This window comes from Chitinophaga nivalis (assembly GCF_025989125.1).
In the GTDB taxonomy this organism is placed as follows: Bacteria; Bacteroidota; Bacteroidia; order Chitinophagales; family Chitinophagaceae; genus Chitinophaga; species Chitinophaga nivalis.
Map to the genome: position 1 here is coordinate 3,823,449 of NZ_JAPDNR010000001.1, position 16,382 is coordinate 3,839,830.

Here is a 16,382-nt window from a genome sequence, read left to right on the forward strand (position 1 = left end):
CTGCCACCCAAAGTTGCAGGTGGCAGGTGTTACAGGGATAAATTTTCAATAGCTGCAGCGCGGATTATTTAAAGTTAGGCCCGATGTCCTCCATATGAGGGCGGATGATGGTACCATCCCAGTCGTCCGGTATTTTTTGATCTGTCACGACCAAAATGGCTGCCTCTCCTGGATTAAATGTCATATAGAAGCCGAGGAAGCCGCTTTCCGGTCTGGAAGGACCATATTCATTAGTCATATCATAGGGAAGATCTGTTAAGGTGCCCCTTTTGACGATCCTGAATGTGTAGGCATTTTTGTTGAAGGTTTCGGTAGGCGGCAGTGCAGGCAATTCTATCATCTTACTAAAAGAACCATCTGCTGGTAATTCAAATCTCATCGTAGTAGGTTCGCTGGCATGGGGAGAGGTGAGCAGCTTGCCTTTATAAAAGATCAGATCTATAGGCCCCTGGTAAACGCCTACCTTATTGGTAAAGGAGGCAATCACGGTCATGTTGGCCGGATTGGCCGGTTTAGTGACCGTGATCTTATCGAAGATTTTGGCGCCGTCATAGTAAAATACCAATGGAGATGCCGCCATATCTGTTGTGATTTCTTTATGGATTAAGGCAGTGGTGGTGCCCTTTTTACGAATCTGCAGCACTTGTTTTTGCGTGGCGTCCAAACCGATGTACAGTAAAGGGAATTCCGCGCCGATGCCTTGTCCGATTACTTTATCCGCTGCTACAAATTCCAGGGTATCAGCCTGGGCAAATCCTTTTACGGGTAACGTAACAAAATCCGGATATATTTTTTCGCTATCAAAATAGTAACGAATGGCTTGTTTGTTCAAGAGGGGAGAAATGATCCGGGTATCCAGTATTTTCGACTGACCTTTTTTACGGATCAATAAGGTGTCTCCTGTCTCTTGCACTAAAACATTGCGCTCGAAATCACTATGCTCTCTATCCGTCTGGCCGATTACTTTTCCTGCTTTCAGGAATTCCAGGGTATCGGTGAGGGCATATCCTTGCACCACCAGATTCACTATTTTAGGTGGATTGGCTACTGCCAGCTCTCCTTTTTTACAGCTGAACAGGAACAGCCAGCAAAGGCCGAAACAGGTGCGGAGAATGGATTGTATGTTTGTTTTCATCTTTATATATTAGCTGGTAGAAAAGATACATGAACGACCACCTGGCTCATGCTATTGGTAACGGATGTCATTAAAAATTATAGTTTAACTGGATGCTGTAGGTACGGCCATAAAAACGGGAGAACGTTTTTTGTTCACCGGCTTCATAGTTGTCCGAGGTGCCCGGCTGATATCCAGGTTCTTTCACGGCGTGTACATCTGCCTGGTTTTTATAAAATGCGGATGGTTGATTAAACAGGTTGGCAGCATTTAATTTGACCAGCATTTTGTTGTTGAACCATTTGTAGCTGACCTGTACATCCACCTGGCTTCTGGGCATTTCATAATCTATCAGTCTGGCTTCCGACGCTACTACATAGGTTTTCCGGCCGCTTTTATTGTATACCGCATTGAAACCCAAACGAGCCGCCTGATATTGCAGTCCTGCATTGATAAGGTAGGGTGTCTGGCCCGACATCGGGCGTTTTAGTCTGGAGATGACCTCTTTATCTGCGGCTGCCATCGGATTGAATTTTGCCTCTACTTCTGACTTTTGTAAAGTAGCATTACCAAAAAAGGTGAAGTATTTCAGCCAGTCTTTGGCCCCAATAAAATGCAGATTTTTACGCCATTCTACTTCCAGTCCGTATACTTTCGCCCATTCAGAATTGGCGATCTGGTAAAAGATGTTGGCGTTGACTGCCTGGCTCAGTTCTATCGGTTTATCAAAGTACTTGTAAAACCCACTCACGGAAAAGGTTTCGCCCAGCGCAGAAAACCATTCGGCACGTACATCATAGTTGCTGATACGGGTACTGCTAAGACCACCGTTTTCAATGGTACCATCCAGATAAGGACTGTACCGGTAGAATTTACTGTTGTCCATCAGCTCCGGGCGTACTACGGCAATAGACCAGGAACTGCGTATATTTATTTCAGGTGTGATGCTGTAGGTTAAATTGGCAGCAGGTAACCATCTCCATTCAGGTTCAGGTTTAGGGGTAAACGTACTGATGGTACCAGGAAGTATAGGGTTGTTGATTTCCGTGTATTTGTAATAGTCTCCGCGTACTCCCCATACAAGCCGTAGTTTTTCTCCCAGCCGGTTATCAAACATAAAATACACAGCATCATTACGGCTATCTCCTGCATAACGGTCTTTATACCACATTTGATAACTATACCCGTTGATATGCATGTTTTCGGGCCGTTGCATCTCCTTTACAGGCAGATATACCAACCCTGGGTCCATCTGGCTGGAGCTATTGGTAAAGGGGAGAATCTGCCAGTCAAAACCTCCTTTTTTGCGATTGCCGTAGAAACCTATTTTAATCGTGTTGCGTGTACCTGCCAGTTCAAAAGGCAGGGTACCCGCCATACTCCACGTATAATGACTTTCATGATTCTCGTAAAACTGGCTGGACAAAGGAGGTACTCTGGGTTCGGAATAGTGGCCCGGATAATATAGGTAGATGTATTGTCCTTCGATCAGGCGGGGTAGCTGTTCTGCATTAACGATGGCTTTTTCTTCCCGTTTGATGCTGGTGCGCGCTACATCCCATTCCAGTTTAATGTTGCCCAGCTGATGTTGTCCGGCGAGTTTGTTTTGCAGCAGACTGGTAAATACCGGGTTATCATTTTCCCGGATGTTGGGCGGACGGATCGCCATCTGATCCTGCTGGTCATTCACATAACCTAAGGTACGCACCAGGTCATTATCAAACATATGGGTATAGGTATTACGCACACTAAAGCGGTGTTTGCCTACCTGTATACCTATATTTAACAAGGCCCCCCAGGTGGTATTAAACCCATAGGCGTTCCCGTTATTATTATATTCATTGGCCCATTTCCCCCGGTGATAATCACTGAAAACCGTATTGCTTTGTGTGTTGCGATAGCTCAGGGCTGCAGTGAAACCCATTTTATATCCTTTCGCGGTATCCAGGCTGATTAGTCTTCCCAGACTGAACTGATAGTTTTGGCTGGGGGCGCCGGGATACTGATAAAGCGTATAGTTATCGTGCGTAAAACGGCGGCTTTGTGCGTTTATCCGTTCCTGGAATTCGGTCTTTGAAAGATTTTCATCGCCTCTGATGGTGCCCGGGCCGGTCATAACGGGATTTGTTACCAGGAGATTATCCGGTGCACTCCGTCTGCTGTCATCAAATCCCAGGTAATCATATTTACCGCGTTGGTGGCTGAGGAATGGTTTGCCGGTAGTCTGGTCATTATAAGAGGTGCCGATGCCCAGACTCATAAAATTTTCAACGGGTATATCTTTCGTATTGATCTGGATTAATCCGCCGCCAAAACTGGTATTCATATCCGGTGTGACGGTTTTACTCACGACTACGTTATCTACCAGGTTGGAAGGAATCATATCAAAAGAGAAGTTCCTGCTTTGTGCTTCGGTGCTGGGTAAAGCCGTGCCATCCAGCACGGCGGCGTTGTAACGGTCGGTAATACCACGTACCACTACAAATTTATTGTCTACGGAGCTTACGCCGCTGATACGTTTGAGGCTTTCTCCGATGTTCTTGTCGGGAGTACGGCCTATTTGTTCTGCGCTGATCCCGTTGGTCATTTCTGCTGCATTTTTTTGGCGGAGCAATAACGACTGTACGCTTTCTTTTCTGGCGGAAGCCTTTACTACGATGCCTGCCAGTTGCCCTTTGTTTCTTTTCAGGCTGATAGGGAGCATAAAAAGCTGGTTGTCTTTTATGGCAATGTCATTTACTTCCTTGCTGCCATATCCCAGGGAACTTACCAGGGCTGTATAGTTACCTGGGTCTAAAGTCATATCGAATGTTCCATCTATACCGGTGATGGTGCCTTTGTTGCTGATACGGATGGTAGCGCCAATAACGGGTTGCCCGTTTTCCGCATCCGTAATTTTTCCGGTAATTTTTCCGGCTGCTTTTTTAGGGGGTGTTTTCTCTTGCGGGGAAGAGATAGCTTGTTTGATAATGATCTGCTGATTCACTTCCTGCCAGGAAAAACCGGAGCCGTCCAATAATGTTTTCAGGATAGCAGCTAACGGTTGCCGGGTGTAGACAGCCGTATGTTTTTTAGCAATCTGCTGCAGTGCATGTCCTTCGTAGTAAAAGCGGATGTTGGTCTGCGCTGTGATCTTATCTAAGCAATCTGTCAGACTTTGTTGCTGAAAAGTGATGGTAATCAGCCGGGGGGCTGCTTCCTGAGCCAGCACCGGGAAAGCCATACCGATGATGATCGTCAGACAGATCATCCTGCTCCATTGTTGTTGTAAGTGTGTGATGGCCTTACATAAAAAAAATTTCATTCCGTTTTTAGTTTATTTTTGAAAAAAGATGCCCTGTTTCATTGTAGACAATGAAAGGTCTCCCCAGACGCAATGGGCGTTTAAATAGATAACCGGAGCGTTTGCGAGACGCTTCGGTTTTTTTATTAATAGATTTTTATGGTGCTATCATTCAATGACTGATATTGTAAACCTGTTGAGATGGTAATGATATCCAGTATGGCAGTGAAGGAATCTTTGGCTGTAAATTCACCGGTAAATACTTTCTCTTTCACGACACTGATGGGTACTTGAATTGTAATGTGGTACTGGCTTTCCAGTGTCTTCCATACTTCCGGTAACGGGGTGGTATTAAATACCAGACGTTTGTTGATCCAATCCATTTGCGGAGCCGGTTCCATTTCACTAAGCAGCGATTGGCCGCTTGTTTTATTAAAACGAAGGGCTTTATGAGCGGTAAGAATACCCAGTGATTGCTGCTGATGGCGTACCTGCACTTTCCCTGTCAATACACTCACGGCTACGATGTTGTCCTGTGGCTGATTGCTGACTACAAAGGAAGTACCCAGTACCTGCACCTGCAGGTTGCCGGTATGTACTACAAATGGTTGTGCCGGATTTTTAGCCACGCTGAAATAACCTTTGCCGGTGAAGGTGATTTCCCGCAACGGTCCCCGGTATCTTGCAGGATAGGTAAGCCGGCTGTTGGGCGCAAGTGTTACCCGGGTACTATCGGAGAGTACTACCTGTTGCAGGTTATAGGGACCACTGCTGATGGTTAATTGCGGAATGGGATCGAAATAATCCAGCAAGTGATAACGATATTGATGCAGGGAATAACCTGCACCTGCTATCAGGATAAACATGGCGGCTATACGAATAAAAACAGGAGGGAATAAGCGCCTGCGTTTGGCAGGCGGTACCCCGATGTGGGCCCTTAACTTACGGAGTATACGATCTTCCGTGCTGCTTTTTTCAGCGGGGGAGAGATAGGCAGTTGTCTTTTCTGTTCGCAGCAACCAGGCTTCTACCAGCCGGATCTCTTCCGGGGTAGCTGTTCCATTCCTGTATTGTTGTAAAAGGGGTGCTAGTTCGTGTAACTCCATACGGGCCGTTTGGTATATGCCCGAAAAACAGGCATGTTATCCCGGTTGTTGGTGTTACCAAATTGTTATGCCTGTAAAAGGAGCAGTAAAACAAGGCTCTCTTTAACCAGCGGGCGTAAATTACTAACGGCCATGCTGAGTTGATTCCGGACGGTTTTCTCCGACAGCGAAAGGGTTTTCGCTATTTCTTCCGGCGTCATTTGTGCTTCCCTGCTGAGGCGAAAAATCTTTTGCATCTGTGCCGGCATCTGTTGAATATGTTGCGCGATCTCTTTATCCATTTCTTTCGCCAGCAGGTTTTCCAGGGCTTCGTTGAAGTCGGGTAGGATATGGGTTTGTATATGTGCCAGTTGCTGTTGGTCTTTCAGCATGGCGGTCAGCTGATCTATTACTTCGTAACGGACAGCGGTGAAAATATAGTTGGAGAAGGAGCCGGTGATGTTTTTGGTGGCCCGGTTTTCCCAGATGTTCATAAATACCTGCTGTACCACATCTTCTGCATCTGCTTTGCTTTTGAGTCGCCTGAAAGCAAACAGGTAGAGCGATTCCCACATACGCCGGTACAATGTTTCAAATGCGGGGATGTCATCACATTTAATACGTTCCAATAATTCCCGGTCGGTGAGTTCGGTATAGCGCATAGCAGTAAGATGCACCAATTTGCGCTGCCATGCTAGTGCATGCATGTTATTTTAAAGTTAAGTACAGCGTGTACAGGGGGGAGACTGTGGGTCCATTTTCATTGATAATCTTTTCCAGTGTTTTTCCATGCGGAACTAAAGTATACGAATACCTGTTTGCCGACCAGTGAGTTGCGCTCCAGGCGCTGTAATACTTTAAAGAGGTGTACCGTTCCCGCTAAAGATAGTTTTAATGTGGTTGGTTTCCCGGAGGAAACCAACCACATTGCTAATCCTGTTTTACCGATCTTTACCCAATAGTCTGGTTAAAGCGGCTATATACAAAATATGCATTCCGTCATCGAAAAAAAGATAACGATTCATGCGCCTGTGACGAGCGTATGGCAATCCCTGACAACTATTCCATTCATGATAAAATGGATGGGTGGCGCCGACTTTCAGCTCCGTATCACCACCACCTGGGAAATAGGCAGCCCTATGCTGATAAAAGGATTTCATCATGTTGCCTTTGAAAACAAAGGAATCGTGCTGGCCTATACGCCGGAGCGAGAGCTGCGTTACAACTTTCTAAGTTCTTTGTCCCGGCTGTCAGATGATGCGGCGCACTACACGGAGATCGGGTTTGTGCTGGTACCGCAGGAAGAGCAGACGGAGTTGCTATTGACACTATCCAATTTCCCTACGGAGGAGATCTACCAGCATCTTAATTTTTATTGGAATACCACATTGGTCATTTTAAAAAAGCAGCTGGAGCAGGGCGCCTAATAAGCAATATGAGCTGCTATAAAGGGAAATACTTCCGTGTAAATTCTGCCCTCCAATCCCCATAGGCGATTTCTGTGATCGCCGTTATAGGCTTCATATATATGTGGAATACGAAAGGCGGTAAGTTGCCGGGAAAAGGCCAGGTTGTTGAGGGGAATGAATTGATACTCATCTGCTATGCCGGTATCAAATTTCAGTCCTCTTAATTTTAACAGATTGGCTCTGTATTTTTTCACCAGCCTTACCACATCATGCCGCAACCATTGCTGATAAACCGGCGGATTGATCACCAGCCGGTGTCCCTGCATTTTAAAAGGCTTATCGATGTAGAGCGGTGGACGGGAAAGATTGGGGGAGAAAGCCTGCGCTACCGTCAGTGTACCTACTGCCACGTATTGTTTTCGGGCAAAAAGGGTATCATAATCCTGCACTGTTTTGGCTAGTACAAATGCCTTCATCTGCGGGTTGTTGGTGTTAAATTCCCCACAGGGCCCAATGAAGGCACTATTCATCCCATAGGTAGTACCAAAAACGTCCGGATGTTTCATGGCTAGCAGGATTGCGCCATAACCTCCCATGGAGTGGCCGGCGATCGCGCGGGAGGCTGCCTGTGCTATCGTGCGGTACCGGGTATCTATATAGGCTACCAGTTCCTGCACCGTAAAGTCTTCCCAGTTACCGGTGGCCGCGGAGTTGGTATAGAAGCTGCCATACCGGTTTGTTTTTTCGTTGGGCATTACAATGATCATCTCCGGCATACGGTGTACCGCAATAGCGGTGTCCATCAATTCCTGAATGGTATTGAACCGGCCGTTGTTATCCACGAAGTTCTGATGATCATCCCCGATACCGTGGAGGAGGTAAAGAACCGGGTAACGTTTATCGGAGCGGGCATAGCTGGGTGGCAGATAGATCGTTACGGGTCTGTTTACATTTTCGTGTGTGATATTATGCGCCAGGGCAATGGACACCACAGTGTCGGTTTGTATGGTGCCTTTGTGTTGGGATTGCGCATACCCGCTGATGAGCAGCAGCAGGGAAAGTAATCTTTTCATGTGCATTGAATTTGTTGGAACAAAAGTATCCGCATGGCCGTTCATGAGCGCCCGACCTTATCCGTTCGAACACCTTTTGGCGGGTAAGGCTGATTCCTGGCGGGTTTGCACAAGTCCGGCTGTATCCGTTCGGGTTGGGAAATCCTTGTTTTGGATCGCCGGGAGGGGGGAAGTTGTTCCTGTAATTTTTGAAAATGGCTATCTTTCAGTGATGAAGATTTTCTTACTGTCCTTTTCGGAAGGGGCTTGTTGTCTGTTGGCGTTACTGTTGTGTTTTCACCCGCTGCGGCAAAATCCGGCAGCCAACCGGTGGCTGGCCCTGTTTATGCTGGCAATGAACCTGGCATTTACCGGTGTTTACCTGGAAGTAACGGGGCTGGCAGCTACCTATCCCTATGTATTGAAATGGATCTACAGTACGGAGTTTTTACTGGGGCCTTTGTTATATATCAGTACCCTGTTTTTTGTACATCCGGCGAAGACTTTTGGGAGACGGGATGCCCTGCATTGCTTGCCTTTTGTTGTTTACGCGGTAGCGGAGCTGCTGATTTTTCATCGCAGCAGTACGATTATACTCCACCAACTTTTCGAGGTGGGAGATACAGTCGTCATCCTCCGGGATTTGCTGCCATTGCTGTTACTGGGCTATATTATAGCATCGGGGCGGGCACTGATAAAGCATCAGCAGCAAGTACAGCTGATTGCTGCGGATACAGAAAAAATTGATCTCCGCTGGTTGCAGCATTTCCTGTTGATATTGGCTGTCATCTGTTTTTTCTGGATCAATGATGCGTTGTTTGGGTGGCCGGTGGTGTTGGCTGTTATTCCTTTTGTGTATGCGGTAGCTGTGTTTTTTCTGGCTTATTTCGCCGTAAGACAAGGCGCAGTATTTGCTTTTCAACCGGCTGTAATGGAAGAGATAGCGGTCATGGTGGAGGCGCCGGCAGATGCTGCGCCCGTGCGGCCGCCGCGTTTAAGCGATGATGCCCTTGCGGAGTTATCCCGCCGCCTGACGCAGCTGATGGAAACAGATAAAATTTTCCTGGATAACGAACTAACCCTGCCGGTGGTGGCAGAAAAATTAGGTGTCACCATTCATGATACTTCTTACCTGATCAACCAGGCTACCGGCAGTAATTTTTATCATTTTGTGAACCGGTACCGGGTGGAAGAAGCGCAAAGGTTGCTGCTGTCTGCCCAGGCAGAAACCTGGAATATGCTAGGGATTGCCTTTGCTGCCGGGTTTAATTCAAAAACCACTTTTAATACGGCATTTAAAAAGTGGACCGGTCTGTCACCTACAGATTACCTGAAACAACAACAAAAGGGGAAAGTATAACCCAGGGATTTGTTTTATTTTCGTCCCTCATATTTTTAATGAAGATGAATATAGTAGCACACCAGACCGGAAACAGCCAGGCGGCAGAAGTAGTGGCAGAAGGTATCCTGATTCATAATCCTGATGATGCATTGCAGGTAATGATGGATCTTGCCTATCAGGATTTTGACAAGATAATTTTACACGAGGAAAATATTATACCTGATTTTTTTGACCTGAAAACGGGTGTGGCAGGGGAGATTCTCCAGAAAGTATCCAACTATAAATTGCGCCTGGTGATCATTGGCGAATTTGCAAAGTATCCGGGTAAGAGCCTCCGGGATTTTATTTATGAAAGCAATAAAGGAAAGCAGGTCAATTTCCTGGATTCGCTGACACAGGCGATAGAACGACTGTCGAAATAATAGTCGTGCAGGTATTAATGAAAGGTATCCGTATCCTTGCTACGTTGTAACCCCCATTTTTGTATTAAAGCGATGGGCATATCTTTATAATCTTCCCAGTAAATCTGGCCGGAAGAAAGGTCTGCTTTTTTAAGCTGTTGTGGTGAAATAGTTTGCAACTCCTGATTAAAGGCTTCGTATTGCAGGCGGTCTACATATAGATAATTATATCTTTTCTCCTGGGTGTCCTGTGTAAATAACTCCAATATGCAAGGATCGATGTAGTCGACAGGATTGGCATAGATGCTCAATTGCCGGATGGTATCCGGTATATTTTCGATCCGTTTGATATGGTTGTCACCGATACGCAGATATTGTAAGGCGGTGGCTTCTTTTAATCCGGATGGGATCTCCTGTAACTGGTTGGAGAAAATCTGCAGGTTGGATAATTGTTTGTTTTGCCCGATGCTATCCGGTAAATGAAGGATGTTATTTTGGCTCAGCTGCAGGTATTTCAGCAGGGGGAACTGGCCAATGCTTTCCGGTATATCCGTTATTTGATTTTGAAAGAGATTTAGCGTGTCCAGTTGTGTTAAGTTGCTCAGCTGAGGGGAAAGGGTAGTGATATTGTTTTTAGCCAGTAATAGGGTATTTAATTGCGGTAATGCACACAAGGCATCGGGGAGGTGGCTGATCTGATTGCCATTGGCATACAGTCTTTTTAAATGCTTCATTTGAGCAATACTGTCGGGAAGATGGGTAATCTGGTTATTATCCAGTTGGAGAATTTCCAGCGATGGCAGTTGTGTTAACAGGGAGATGTCTGTCAGCCGGTTATTGTTCAGGTACAATACTTTCAGCTGTGTCATTTCCACGATCCATTCCGGGATCACAGCCAATTGATTGTCATCCAGATTCAGGTTCGTAATATGTTTGTGCTGTAATAACTCTCTGGGAAATGCGGTGAGTTGCTGCCCTTTGTAATGCAATAAGGTACCTTCCATAGGCTTCAAATGTAAAACATAAAGTTCATCCTGCCGCATGCTTGGGAGGAGGAAGTAACAGCAACAGCCCATGTAGGGTACAGGGCTGTTGCCAGGTGCGAAAGCATGTCATGGAAAATTTACAGCGTCTGATCAGCTGGTACTATTTGCCATATACCTTTTGGCCATCTTTGAAAGTGGCTATTATCTTGATATACCTTTGGTCATCCGTGAGGGGATTGCCCTTCAGTAGTACCAGGTCTGCACGTTTATTGACTTCAATGGTGCCTTTCGTATTTGCTTCTCCCCATTGTATCGCACTATTGATGGTGATGGCTTTCAATGCTTCGTAGGCGGAGATTACCTGATCGGGGCCGAGTACCTGGTTGTCTTTATAGGTACGTCTGTTCACTGCGCTGTAAACGGCGGTCAGTAAGTCAGGCGGCGTAACCGGGGCATCGGTATGAATCGTGAATAGCACCTGGTTGTCCAGCCCTTGTTTCAACGGACTGATATGCGCCGCGCGGGCAGGCCCCAGTATGCTATCCCGGTGCCATGCTCCCCAGATGTAACAATGGGTAGGAAACCAGCTGGGCATGACGTTATACTTTTTGAACAGCGGCACCTGATCGGGTCTGCAAACCTGGCTATGTATCAGTACATTGATCATATCTTTCTGAACAAAGTCTTTCAGGGTATCGATCAGGTGTAGGCCTTCGTGTATGGCCGAGTCGCCGTTGCAGTGAATGTGTACCTGCATCCCTAGTTGAAAGACGGATTTCACGAATTGATAGGCAGAATCATGATGGTAGATGGGATGCCCCGCATAGCCCGGCAGCTCGCCGAGTGGCGGATTTAGATAAGGTTGAGATAACCAGGCAGACCTGCCCTGCGGCGACCCGTCAAAGGTAAATTTGATGGCGCCTATTTTAAAGTGGCCATCATACTTATTATAGTAGGGCTTTAATGCAGGCAGCTGGTACCTGTTTAAGTCATAATCCGGGACTACGATAAAATCTCCGCTCAGTAATCCTTGCTGATTGGCCGTGCGAACCAGGTTAATGGCATTGGGATCTGCCCGTCCTTCACAGAGGGTAGTAATGCCATAGGAGAACCATTTTTTCTCCGAACGCAGCAGGCTTTGCATCACCTTCGCAGGATCAGGGGCCGCGCTATGTTTTTGTATAAAAAGCAATACGGCGATGTGGGCATTTTCCATCACTAACCCCAGTGGTTTTCCGTCGCCATCTTTGACAATAACGCCACCGGGCACAGTAGCGCCGGGAATATCAAACCCTAACAGGTGGAGCAGTTTGGAGTTGGCTACGCCCATATGGCCGCTGACATGCGCCACGTAAACAGGATGTGCCGCCGATATGACGTCCAGTTCTGTTTTTGTCGGATGCCGCAACTCTTTTAACCGGGAATCATCATAGCCAATGCCTATAATAATAGCGGTATCGGTAGGGCTTTTCCGGATGGTATCCTGTATGGCCTGCTGGATAGCCGGAATATCATTGACGGTGCCATACGGCGCCGGACTAAGATCTGTCAGGTCGGCGGTAGTGGCATCCTGCACAACGTGGCCGTGTGCATCAATGAAGGCAGGCATCAGTACTTCGCCGGGTTGTACCGGCCGCATGTTGGCGTGTGCTTTTTTATACCGGAGTGCGTGTGCTTTGCTACCGGCATAGGTAATCTTACCATGTTGCACCACTACACTCTCTACGTAGGTGGGCTGGTTGCCGGTCATGGTCAGGATTTTACCACCGGCAGTATAAAAAATGAGGGCGGAGGTATCCTGGGCATACCCGCTATGGAACAATAATAGCAGCCAGGTGCAGATGAGGTAGCGCGCGCAATAGCCGGTTTTCTTCATAGCATGAAAGTTTTCGTTTAACATGGAATGGTTCATTTGAATGGTGACAATGAGGGGCAGGGTATACTGGTTGTTTATCGCCTGATCATAGAAGAGCCGCTGATATGCAATTGTTTCGTCGTGTCAGTAACGCACTGCATTACTGTAGTAAACACCCCTTTTCGGATAGTTGTTGTGGTGGCAGGCTTATTTTTATTTCCCCGCCGGGGAGGTATGTTCCTCCGGATTGGCCAGGGTACTATCATGCATCTGTTTACTGACGGCCGGGGTGGTGTCAGATTTTGCTCCGGATACGGCTGAGGGTTTCCAGGTTGATACACAGATAAGACGCTATCAGGCTTAAAGGTACCCGTTGAATGATTTCTGCATGGTGTTGCAGCAGGAATTTATAACGGTCGGTAGCTTCCCGCTTACGCAGATTAAAAGCCCGCTTTTCGCTCTGGATATAATAATGTTCGATGAGATGGGTATAAATATGCTGGAAGCAGGGGTGCCGTGTCAGCAGTTGTTTCAGATGCTCATAAGACAAGCCTGCGGCTACACAGTCTTCCAGTGCGGTGATGGTTTCGGTGGAGGGTTTTTGCCGGAGGAAACTTTCTACGGAAATCACAAACTCATTTTCCTTCATAAACCAGGTAGTGGCGGTATATTTTGTTTCTTCATAGCTGCTATACAATAGCCCTTCCTCCAGGAATAGTGCCTGCCGGCATATTTTACCGTTGGATAGCCACTGTGTTTTTTTAGGTATATACACCGGTTCCATCATCTGCGAAATGTCTTGCAAAAAGGCATCTGTCAGCGGGCCAATAGTTGAAAAGATAGCTACCATTTGTGGTGGTAATCTCATGGCGTGATGTTTTAAATTTTACAAAGCATTGGTGAAGACAGGCATCCATACCTGCAGCTTTCCTGGTAGCGTTTCCATTTTGCTGTAATGGTGTCTGGTAAGACCCTGATCTGAAGGACGAGCAATCACACCCCGGTGTATGGTGTATAGCCGGCTGTTGATAACGACGGTTTATTTGAGGTACGTTATAGCGTTGTACTCATTCGATGCAGTAATAACAGTGTCTGAAAAATGGTTCATTTAAGGGAAATGTCAGCAATGGCCCAATAAAGCCAGTACTGTTGTCAGGTATAAGCATGCCACCGCCGCAAAAATGATGGGGCAAATATAAGGTATTCGTATCAAAGGAAGGAGGCGTAGGTGTGAGCGAGGAAATGATAAAGCAGGAGGAGAGCGTTTATTCTATCCCCAGGTCATCGGTGAATGATTTATCCGGTCCTGTTTCATAAGGGTCAACCCCTGTTTGCTCCACCGTAATGCTGGCAACAATAACATAGATTTCATAGGTACTGCTGATGTTTTTTGGGTCAATGAGTACGCGGGAATTACAGGCAGCCATGACGGCTATAAATTGTTCGATGGTGATCGTTGCCCAGTCATAAGTGGGAGAGGAACGGAAGGCCCGTTTCAACCGGTCGCTGAAACGATTGCCTGCCGGCGCAATTTCCGGCACCGGTACCTGCAGTAGCAGCTGTTGCGTAAATATGGACCAGCTGGCAGTAGCGCCGGGTGAAAGATAGGTGGAGACAAGATCAGTGAGTGCGATCTCTCTGTCTGTCAAAACCGATGATCGGATACCTCCGGCGACCTGTTGCAATAGTTGTTCCTGTAACCCGGTGTGTTCGGTGGTGATCTGTAAATGCCGGGCGACTACCCGGGCCATATCCCGGAGGGTATAGATTTTTTCCGCTTCGGCGTCCGGAATGGCTATCTGAAAATAATTTTCAATCGCTATGATTAGTTCTACGGTGTCCAGGCCCATTATTGAAAAGGTATATGGCAAAGTAAGTAAATATTTTCGGAGAAGCGCATGTAGCGATCGTTTTGGGGGATATCTGGTGGAAAAAGGAGCTAGGATTAACAAGAATAGTTTAGTAATTTTGAGCTCGTCACACAAAACCAATTTCTAAATTTTAAAACTCCACTATGAAAAAGAAAATCCTTTTTATACTCAGCCTGTTATTTGGGTTGATGTTCATCAATGCAGGACTCAATAAGTTTTTTAATTACATGCCGGTTCCCAAGGATTTACCGGAAAGCATGGTGAAGGTCATGACCGCCTTTATGCAGGTAAGCTGGCTGATTCCATTGGTGGGTGTGGCAGAAGTAGTAGGTGGTGTGTTGTTTATTACCAATAAATACCGGGCACTGGGTGCGATTATTATTTTCCCGGTGATGATCGGTATTTTGTTGATCAATATCACAGCAGCACCATCCGGCCTGCCTATCGCATTGGTCCTGCTGGCGATCAACCTGTGGGTTATTTTTGAAAACAGAGCCAAGTACGCACCTATGCTCCGGGCATAAGCGTAGTTTGTTGTATAATGAAGTCTGTAAAAGCGTAATACCACCCTGATAGTGGTATTACGCTTTTTAGTATTATTGTGGGAAGAAGATGAAACGTAAATTAAGGAAGATAACCGTTGCCAATAACGTGTACGTATACACGATTAAGGAAGTGTATGCCGTGACTACTGATACAACAACGCTCATCGTCCGTATATTTTCAGACGGGCATAAAGCTACGCCGTTAATCTTACACTTTTTAACGTATTGTGATCCTATACAAGGACATCCCTTGTACACCGGTATCGATATTTTCAATCAACGAACGCAGGAGACGGTACGGTTTATTATCCACCGGCCGGTATACATCCGTGCATTGATTACAGAGGGTATCAGGCGGGGCTGGACCGGCAGGAATCTAACGGGTATACAGGATGGCGTAGCTTATTTGAATGAGCTGGGATTTGATACGGCGTTTTTGGTAAGTCCGCTGCAAGGAAAATAAAGTGTGTGGCATATTTATTATGCTGTAGTGGCTTTATCTGTCGCCATCTTCTTGTAAAAAAATATTACTATTCCTATTAAAAGGGCACCTATACAAACAGAGAAGTTGATAATACAGGTTTTCCAATCTTTGCTGGCAACGATCTCAGGTTGTATATAGGAAACGCCTTTGACCGTTAAGCCCATGATACGGATTTCGCTGTTGTTCTTTGTTAAAAGATCGCTATCATTAGCCCTGATGGCCACAGCAATCGTATCATTGGCCTGCAGGTTGGTAAGCATATCTTTTACCGCTTTATCTTCATCGATTATTGCATAAGCACCATTTGAAAGCCGGAACTGACAATAATAGCCGGTAGCTTTAAGTCTGTAATGGGAGGAGTGTCCTTTAGTGCCAGGGTGATAAAATGGTGGTGCTTCCATCCGTAGGGTAAATGTTTCCAGTGTCTCCCCCAGGTAATACCTATCATGCCGATTGTACATGTTGAATATAATGCCCGCTAAACCAGTTAGTATGAGTATGGCGTAAGCAGGGATGTTGTTGGCGCGTTGGGACATGGTAAGGTATAAGAATAGTCAATAAAAAGGTAAAGATAGTTGCTATACTCCTAATAGCATCATCTGCTGCTTTACACAGCCCAACAATAGTAGCTGTACATCACACGTAGCCGCCGGAAAATTTTACCTCAATAATAGCCATGTACGTGGTGTGCAGAAATGAAACTCCTTACAACCGGATCGTACAACGGTAGAGGTGCCTGTAAAATAAGGCCGGTATTGTAATACAGGTATGATAGTGCGCAGAGACGATGGTTGTGGACTGCTATTTATTTTCCTGCTATCTATTGTAATTTACCACTGAATTATAAACCATAAAACCCTCAGTGATTATCTTCTTTATCAACAGACGTAATAAGCCTGTATACTATCATTATCCGACATTTACCGTTTGAAAACCATCAGCCTTTAACTTCCTT

At 46.2% G+C, this 16,382-nt stretch carries 15 protein-coding genes; 5 read left to right on the plus strand and 10 right to left on the minus strand.

Going from position 1 to position 16,382, the window contains the following annotated elements:
- Positions 1-64 precede the first annotated feature (64 nt).
- The 4 genes from OL444_RS15300 to OL444_RS15315 form a co-directional block, all read right to left on the minus strand.
- Positions 65-1,135, minus strand: a complete 1,071-nt coding sequence (locus OL444_RS15300) for a hypothetical protein (protein ID WP_264731983.1) — start codon at positions 1,133-1,135, stop codon at positions 65-67.
- 70 nt (positions 1,136-1,205) lie between these two features.
- Positions 1,206-4,418, minus strand: coding sequence for a TonB-dependent receptor (locus OL444_RS15305; RefSeq protein ID WP_264731981.1), 3,213 nt, complete (start codon positions 4,416-4,418; stop codon positions 1,206-1,208).
- A gap of 125 nt (positions 4,419-4,543) precedes the next feature.
- Positions 4,544-5,503 carry a FecR family protein gene (locus OL444_RS15310; protein WP_264731978.1) on the minus strand — a complete coding sequence of 320 codons (960 nt, stop codon included), beginning with the start codon at positions 5,501-5,503 and terminating at the stop codon, positions 4,544-4,546.
- Positions 5,504-5,568: 65 nt separating this feature from the next.
- A complete protein-coding gene (locus OL444_RS15315; protein ID WP_264731976.1) occupies positions 5,569-6,189 on the minus strand; it encodes an RNA polymerase sigma-70 factor in 621 nt (206 codons plus the stop codon).
- 282 nt (positions 6,190-6,471) lie between these two features.
- On the opposite strand from OL444_RS15315, the gene OL444_RS15320 reads away from it, so the two are divergent.
- Positions 6,472-6,909, plus strand: coding sequence for an SRPBCC family protein (locus OL444_RS15320; RefSeq protein WP_264731973.1), 438 nt, complete (start codon positions 6,472-6,474; stop codon positions 6,907-6,909).
- On the opposite strand, the gene OL444_RS15325 is transcribed toward OL444_RS15320, so the two are convergent.
- Positions 6,906-7,964 (minus strand): alpha/beta hydrolase, encoded by a 1,059-nt coding sequence (locus OL444_RS15325; protein WP_264731970.1) that lies wholly within the window; start codon positions 7,962-7,964, stop codon positions 6,906-6,908. The two genes, OL444_RS15320 and OL444_RS15325, sit on opposite strands and share 4 nt — an antisense overlap.
- Before the next feature lie 211 nt (positions 7,965-8,175).
- Here OL444_RS15325 and OL444_RS15330 point away from each other — a divergent pair, with 211 nt between their 5' ends.
- The gene (locus OL444_RS15330) at positions 8,176-9,303 is read left to right on the plus strand and encodes a helix-turn-helix domain-containing protein (RefSeq protein ID WP_264731968.1); all 1,128 of its coding nucleotides are present in this window, start codon (positions 8,176-8,178) and stop codon (positions 9,301-9,303) included.
- Between the two features lie 44 nt (positions 9,304-9,347).
- Complete coding sequence (locus OL444_RS15335; protein WP_264731966.1) at positions 9,348-9,707, plus strand: DUF4180 domain-containing protein; 360 nt, start codon at positions 9,348-9,350, stop codon at positions 9,705-9,707.
- 14 nt (positions 9,708-9,721) lie between these two features.
- Here OL444_RS15335 and OL444_RS15340 read toward each other — a convergent pair whose 3' ends face one another.
- From OL444_RS15340 to OL444_RS31815, 4 genes are all read right to left on the minus strand, one after another.
- Entirely contained in the window at positions 9,722-10,690 is a 969-nt protein-coding gene (locus OL444_RS15340; RefSeq protein ID WP_264731964.1) for a leucine-rich repeat domain-containing protein, read from the minus strand.
- 142 nt (positions 10,691-10,832) lie between these two features.
- Positions 10,833-12,548 carry an amidohydrolase gene (locus tag OL444_RS15345; protein WP_264731962.1) on the minus strand — a complete coding sequence of 572 codons (1,716 nt, stop codon included), beginning with the start codon at positions 12,546-12,548 and terminating at the stop codon, positions 10,833-10,835.
- Positions 12,549-12,822: 274 nt separating this feature from the next.
- A complete protein-coding gene (locus tag OL444_RS15350; RefSeq protein ID WP_264731961.1) occupies positions 12,823-13,395 on the minus strand; it encodes a Crp/Fnr family transcriptional regulator in 573 nt (190 codons plus the stop codon).
- 397 nt (positions 13,396-13,792) lie between these two features.
- Positions 13,793-14,377, minus strand: coding sequence for an acyl carrier protein (locus OL444_RS31815; protein WP_307734882.1), 585 nt, complete (start codon positions 14,375-14,377; stop codon positions 13,793-13,795).
- Positions 14,378-14,541: 164 nt separating this feature from the next.
- Here OL444_RS31815 and OL444_RS15360 point away from each other — a divergent pair, with 164 nt between their 5' ends.
- Together OL444_RS15360 and OL444_RS15365 are read left to right on the plus strand one after the other, a co-directional pair.
- On the plus strand, positions 14,542-14,922 hold the full coding sequence (locus OL444_RS15360) for a DoxX family membrane protein (protein WP_264731959.1): 381 nt from the start codon (positions 14,542-14,544) through the stop codon (positions 14,920-14,922).
- A gap of 88 nt (positions 14,923-15,010) precedes the next feature.
- A complete protein-coding gene (locus OL444_RS15365; protein WP_264731957.1) occupies positions 15,011-15,406 on the plus strand; it encodes a hypothetical protein in 396 nt (131 codons plus the stop codon).
- Positions 15,407-15,423: 17 nt separating this feature from the next.
- On the opposite strand, the gene OL444_RS15370 is transcribed toward OL444_RS15365, so the two are convergent.
- Positions 15,424-15,888, minus strand: a complete 465-nt coding sequence (locus tag OL444_RS15370; RefSeq protein WP_264731955.1) for a hypothetical protein — start codon at positions 15,886-15,888, stop codon at positions 15,424-15,426.
- Positions 15,889-16,382: the final 494 nt, after the last annotated feature.

Excerpts from the sequence above, each read along its gene's own strand:
- OL444_RS15320 (WP_264731973.1), top strand. The coding sequence starts at position 6,472 with ATGCATTCCGTCATCGAAAAAAAGATAACGATTCATGCGCCTGTGACG.
- OL444_RS15305 (WP_264731981.1), bottom strand. The coding sequence starts at position 4,418 with ATGAAATTTTTTTTATGTAAGGCCATCACACACTTACAACAACAATGG.
- OL444_RS15345 (WP_264731962.1), bottom strand. The coding sequence starts at position 12,548 with ATGAAGAAAACCGGCTATTGCGCGCGCTACCTCATCTGCACCTGGCTG.
- OL444_RS15315 (WP_264731976.1), bottom strand. The coding sequence starts at position 6,189 with ATGCATGCACTAGCATGGCAGCGCAAATTGGTGCATCTTACTGCTATG.
- OL444_RS31815 (WP_307734882.1), bottom strand. The coding sequence starts at position 14,377 with ATGGGCCTGGACACCGTAGAACTAATCATAGCGATTGAAAATTATTTT.
- OL444_RS15310 (WP_264731978.1), bottom strand. The coding sequence starts at position 5,503 with ATGGAGTTACACGAACTAGCACCCCTTTTACAACAATACAGGAATGGA.
- OL444_RS15340 (WP_264731964.1), bottom strand. The coding sequence starts at position 10,690 with ATGGAAGGTACCTTATTGCATTACAAAGGGCAGCAACTCACCGCATTT.
- OL444_RS15360 (WP_264731959.1), top strand. The coding sequence starts at position 14,542 with ATGAAAAAGAAAATCCTTTTTATACTCAGCCTGTTATTTGGGTTGATG.
- OL444_RS15330 (WP_264731968.1), top strand. The coding sequence starts at position 8,176 with ATGAAGATTTTCTTACTGTCCTTTTCGGAAGGGGCTTGTTGTCTGTTG.
- OL444_RS15335 (WP_264731966.1), top strand. The coding sequence starts at position 9,348 with ATGAATATAGTAGCACACCAGACCGGAAACAGCCAGGCGGCAGAAGTA.
- OL444_RS15350 (WP_264731961.1), bottom strand. The coding sequence starts at position 13,395 with ATGAGATTACCACCACAAATGGTAGCTATCTTTTCAACTATTGGCCCG.
- OL444_RS15325 (WP_264731970.1), bottom strand. The coding sequence starts at position 7,964 with ATGAAAAGATTACTTTCCCTGCTGCTGCTCATCAGCGGGTATGCGCAA.
- OL444_RS15300 (WP_264731983.1), bottom strand. The coding sequence starts at position 1,135 with ATGAAAACAAACATACAATCCATTCTCCGCACCTGTTTCGGCCTTTGC.
- OL444_RS15370 (WP_264731955.1), bottom strand. The coding sequence starts at position 15,888 with ATGTACAATCGGCATGATAGGTATTACCTGGGGGAGACACTGGAAACA.
- OL444_RS15365 (WP_264731957.1), top strand. The coding sequence starts at position 15,011 with ATGAAACGTAAATTAAGGAAGATAACCGTTGCCAATAACGTGTACGTA.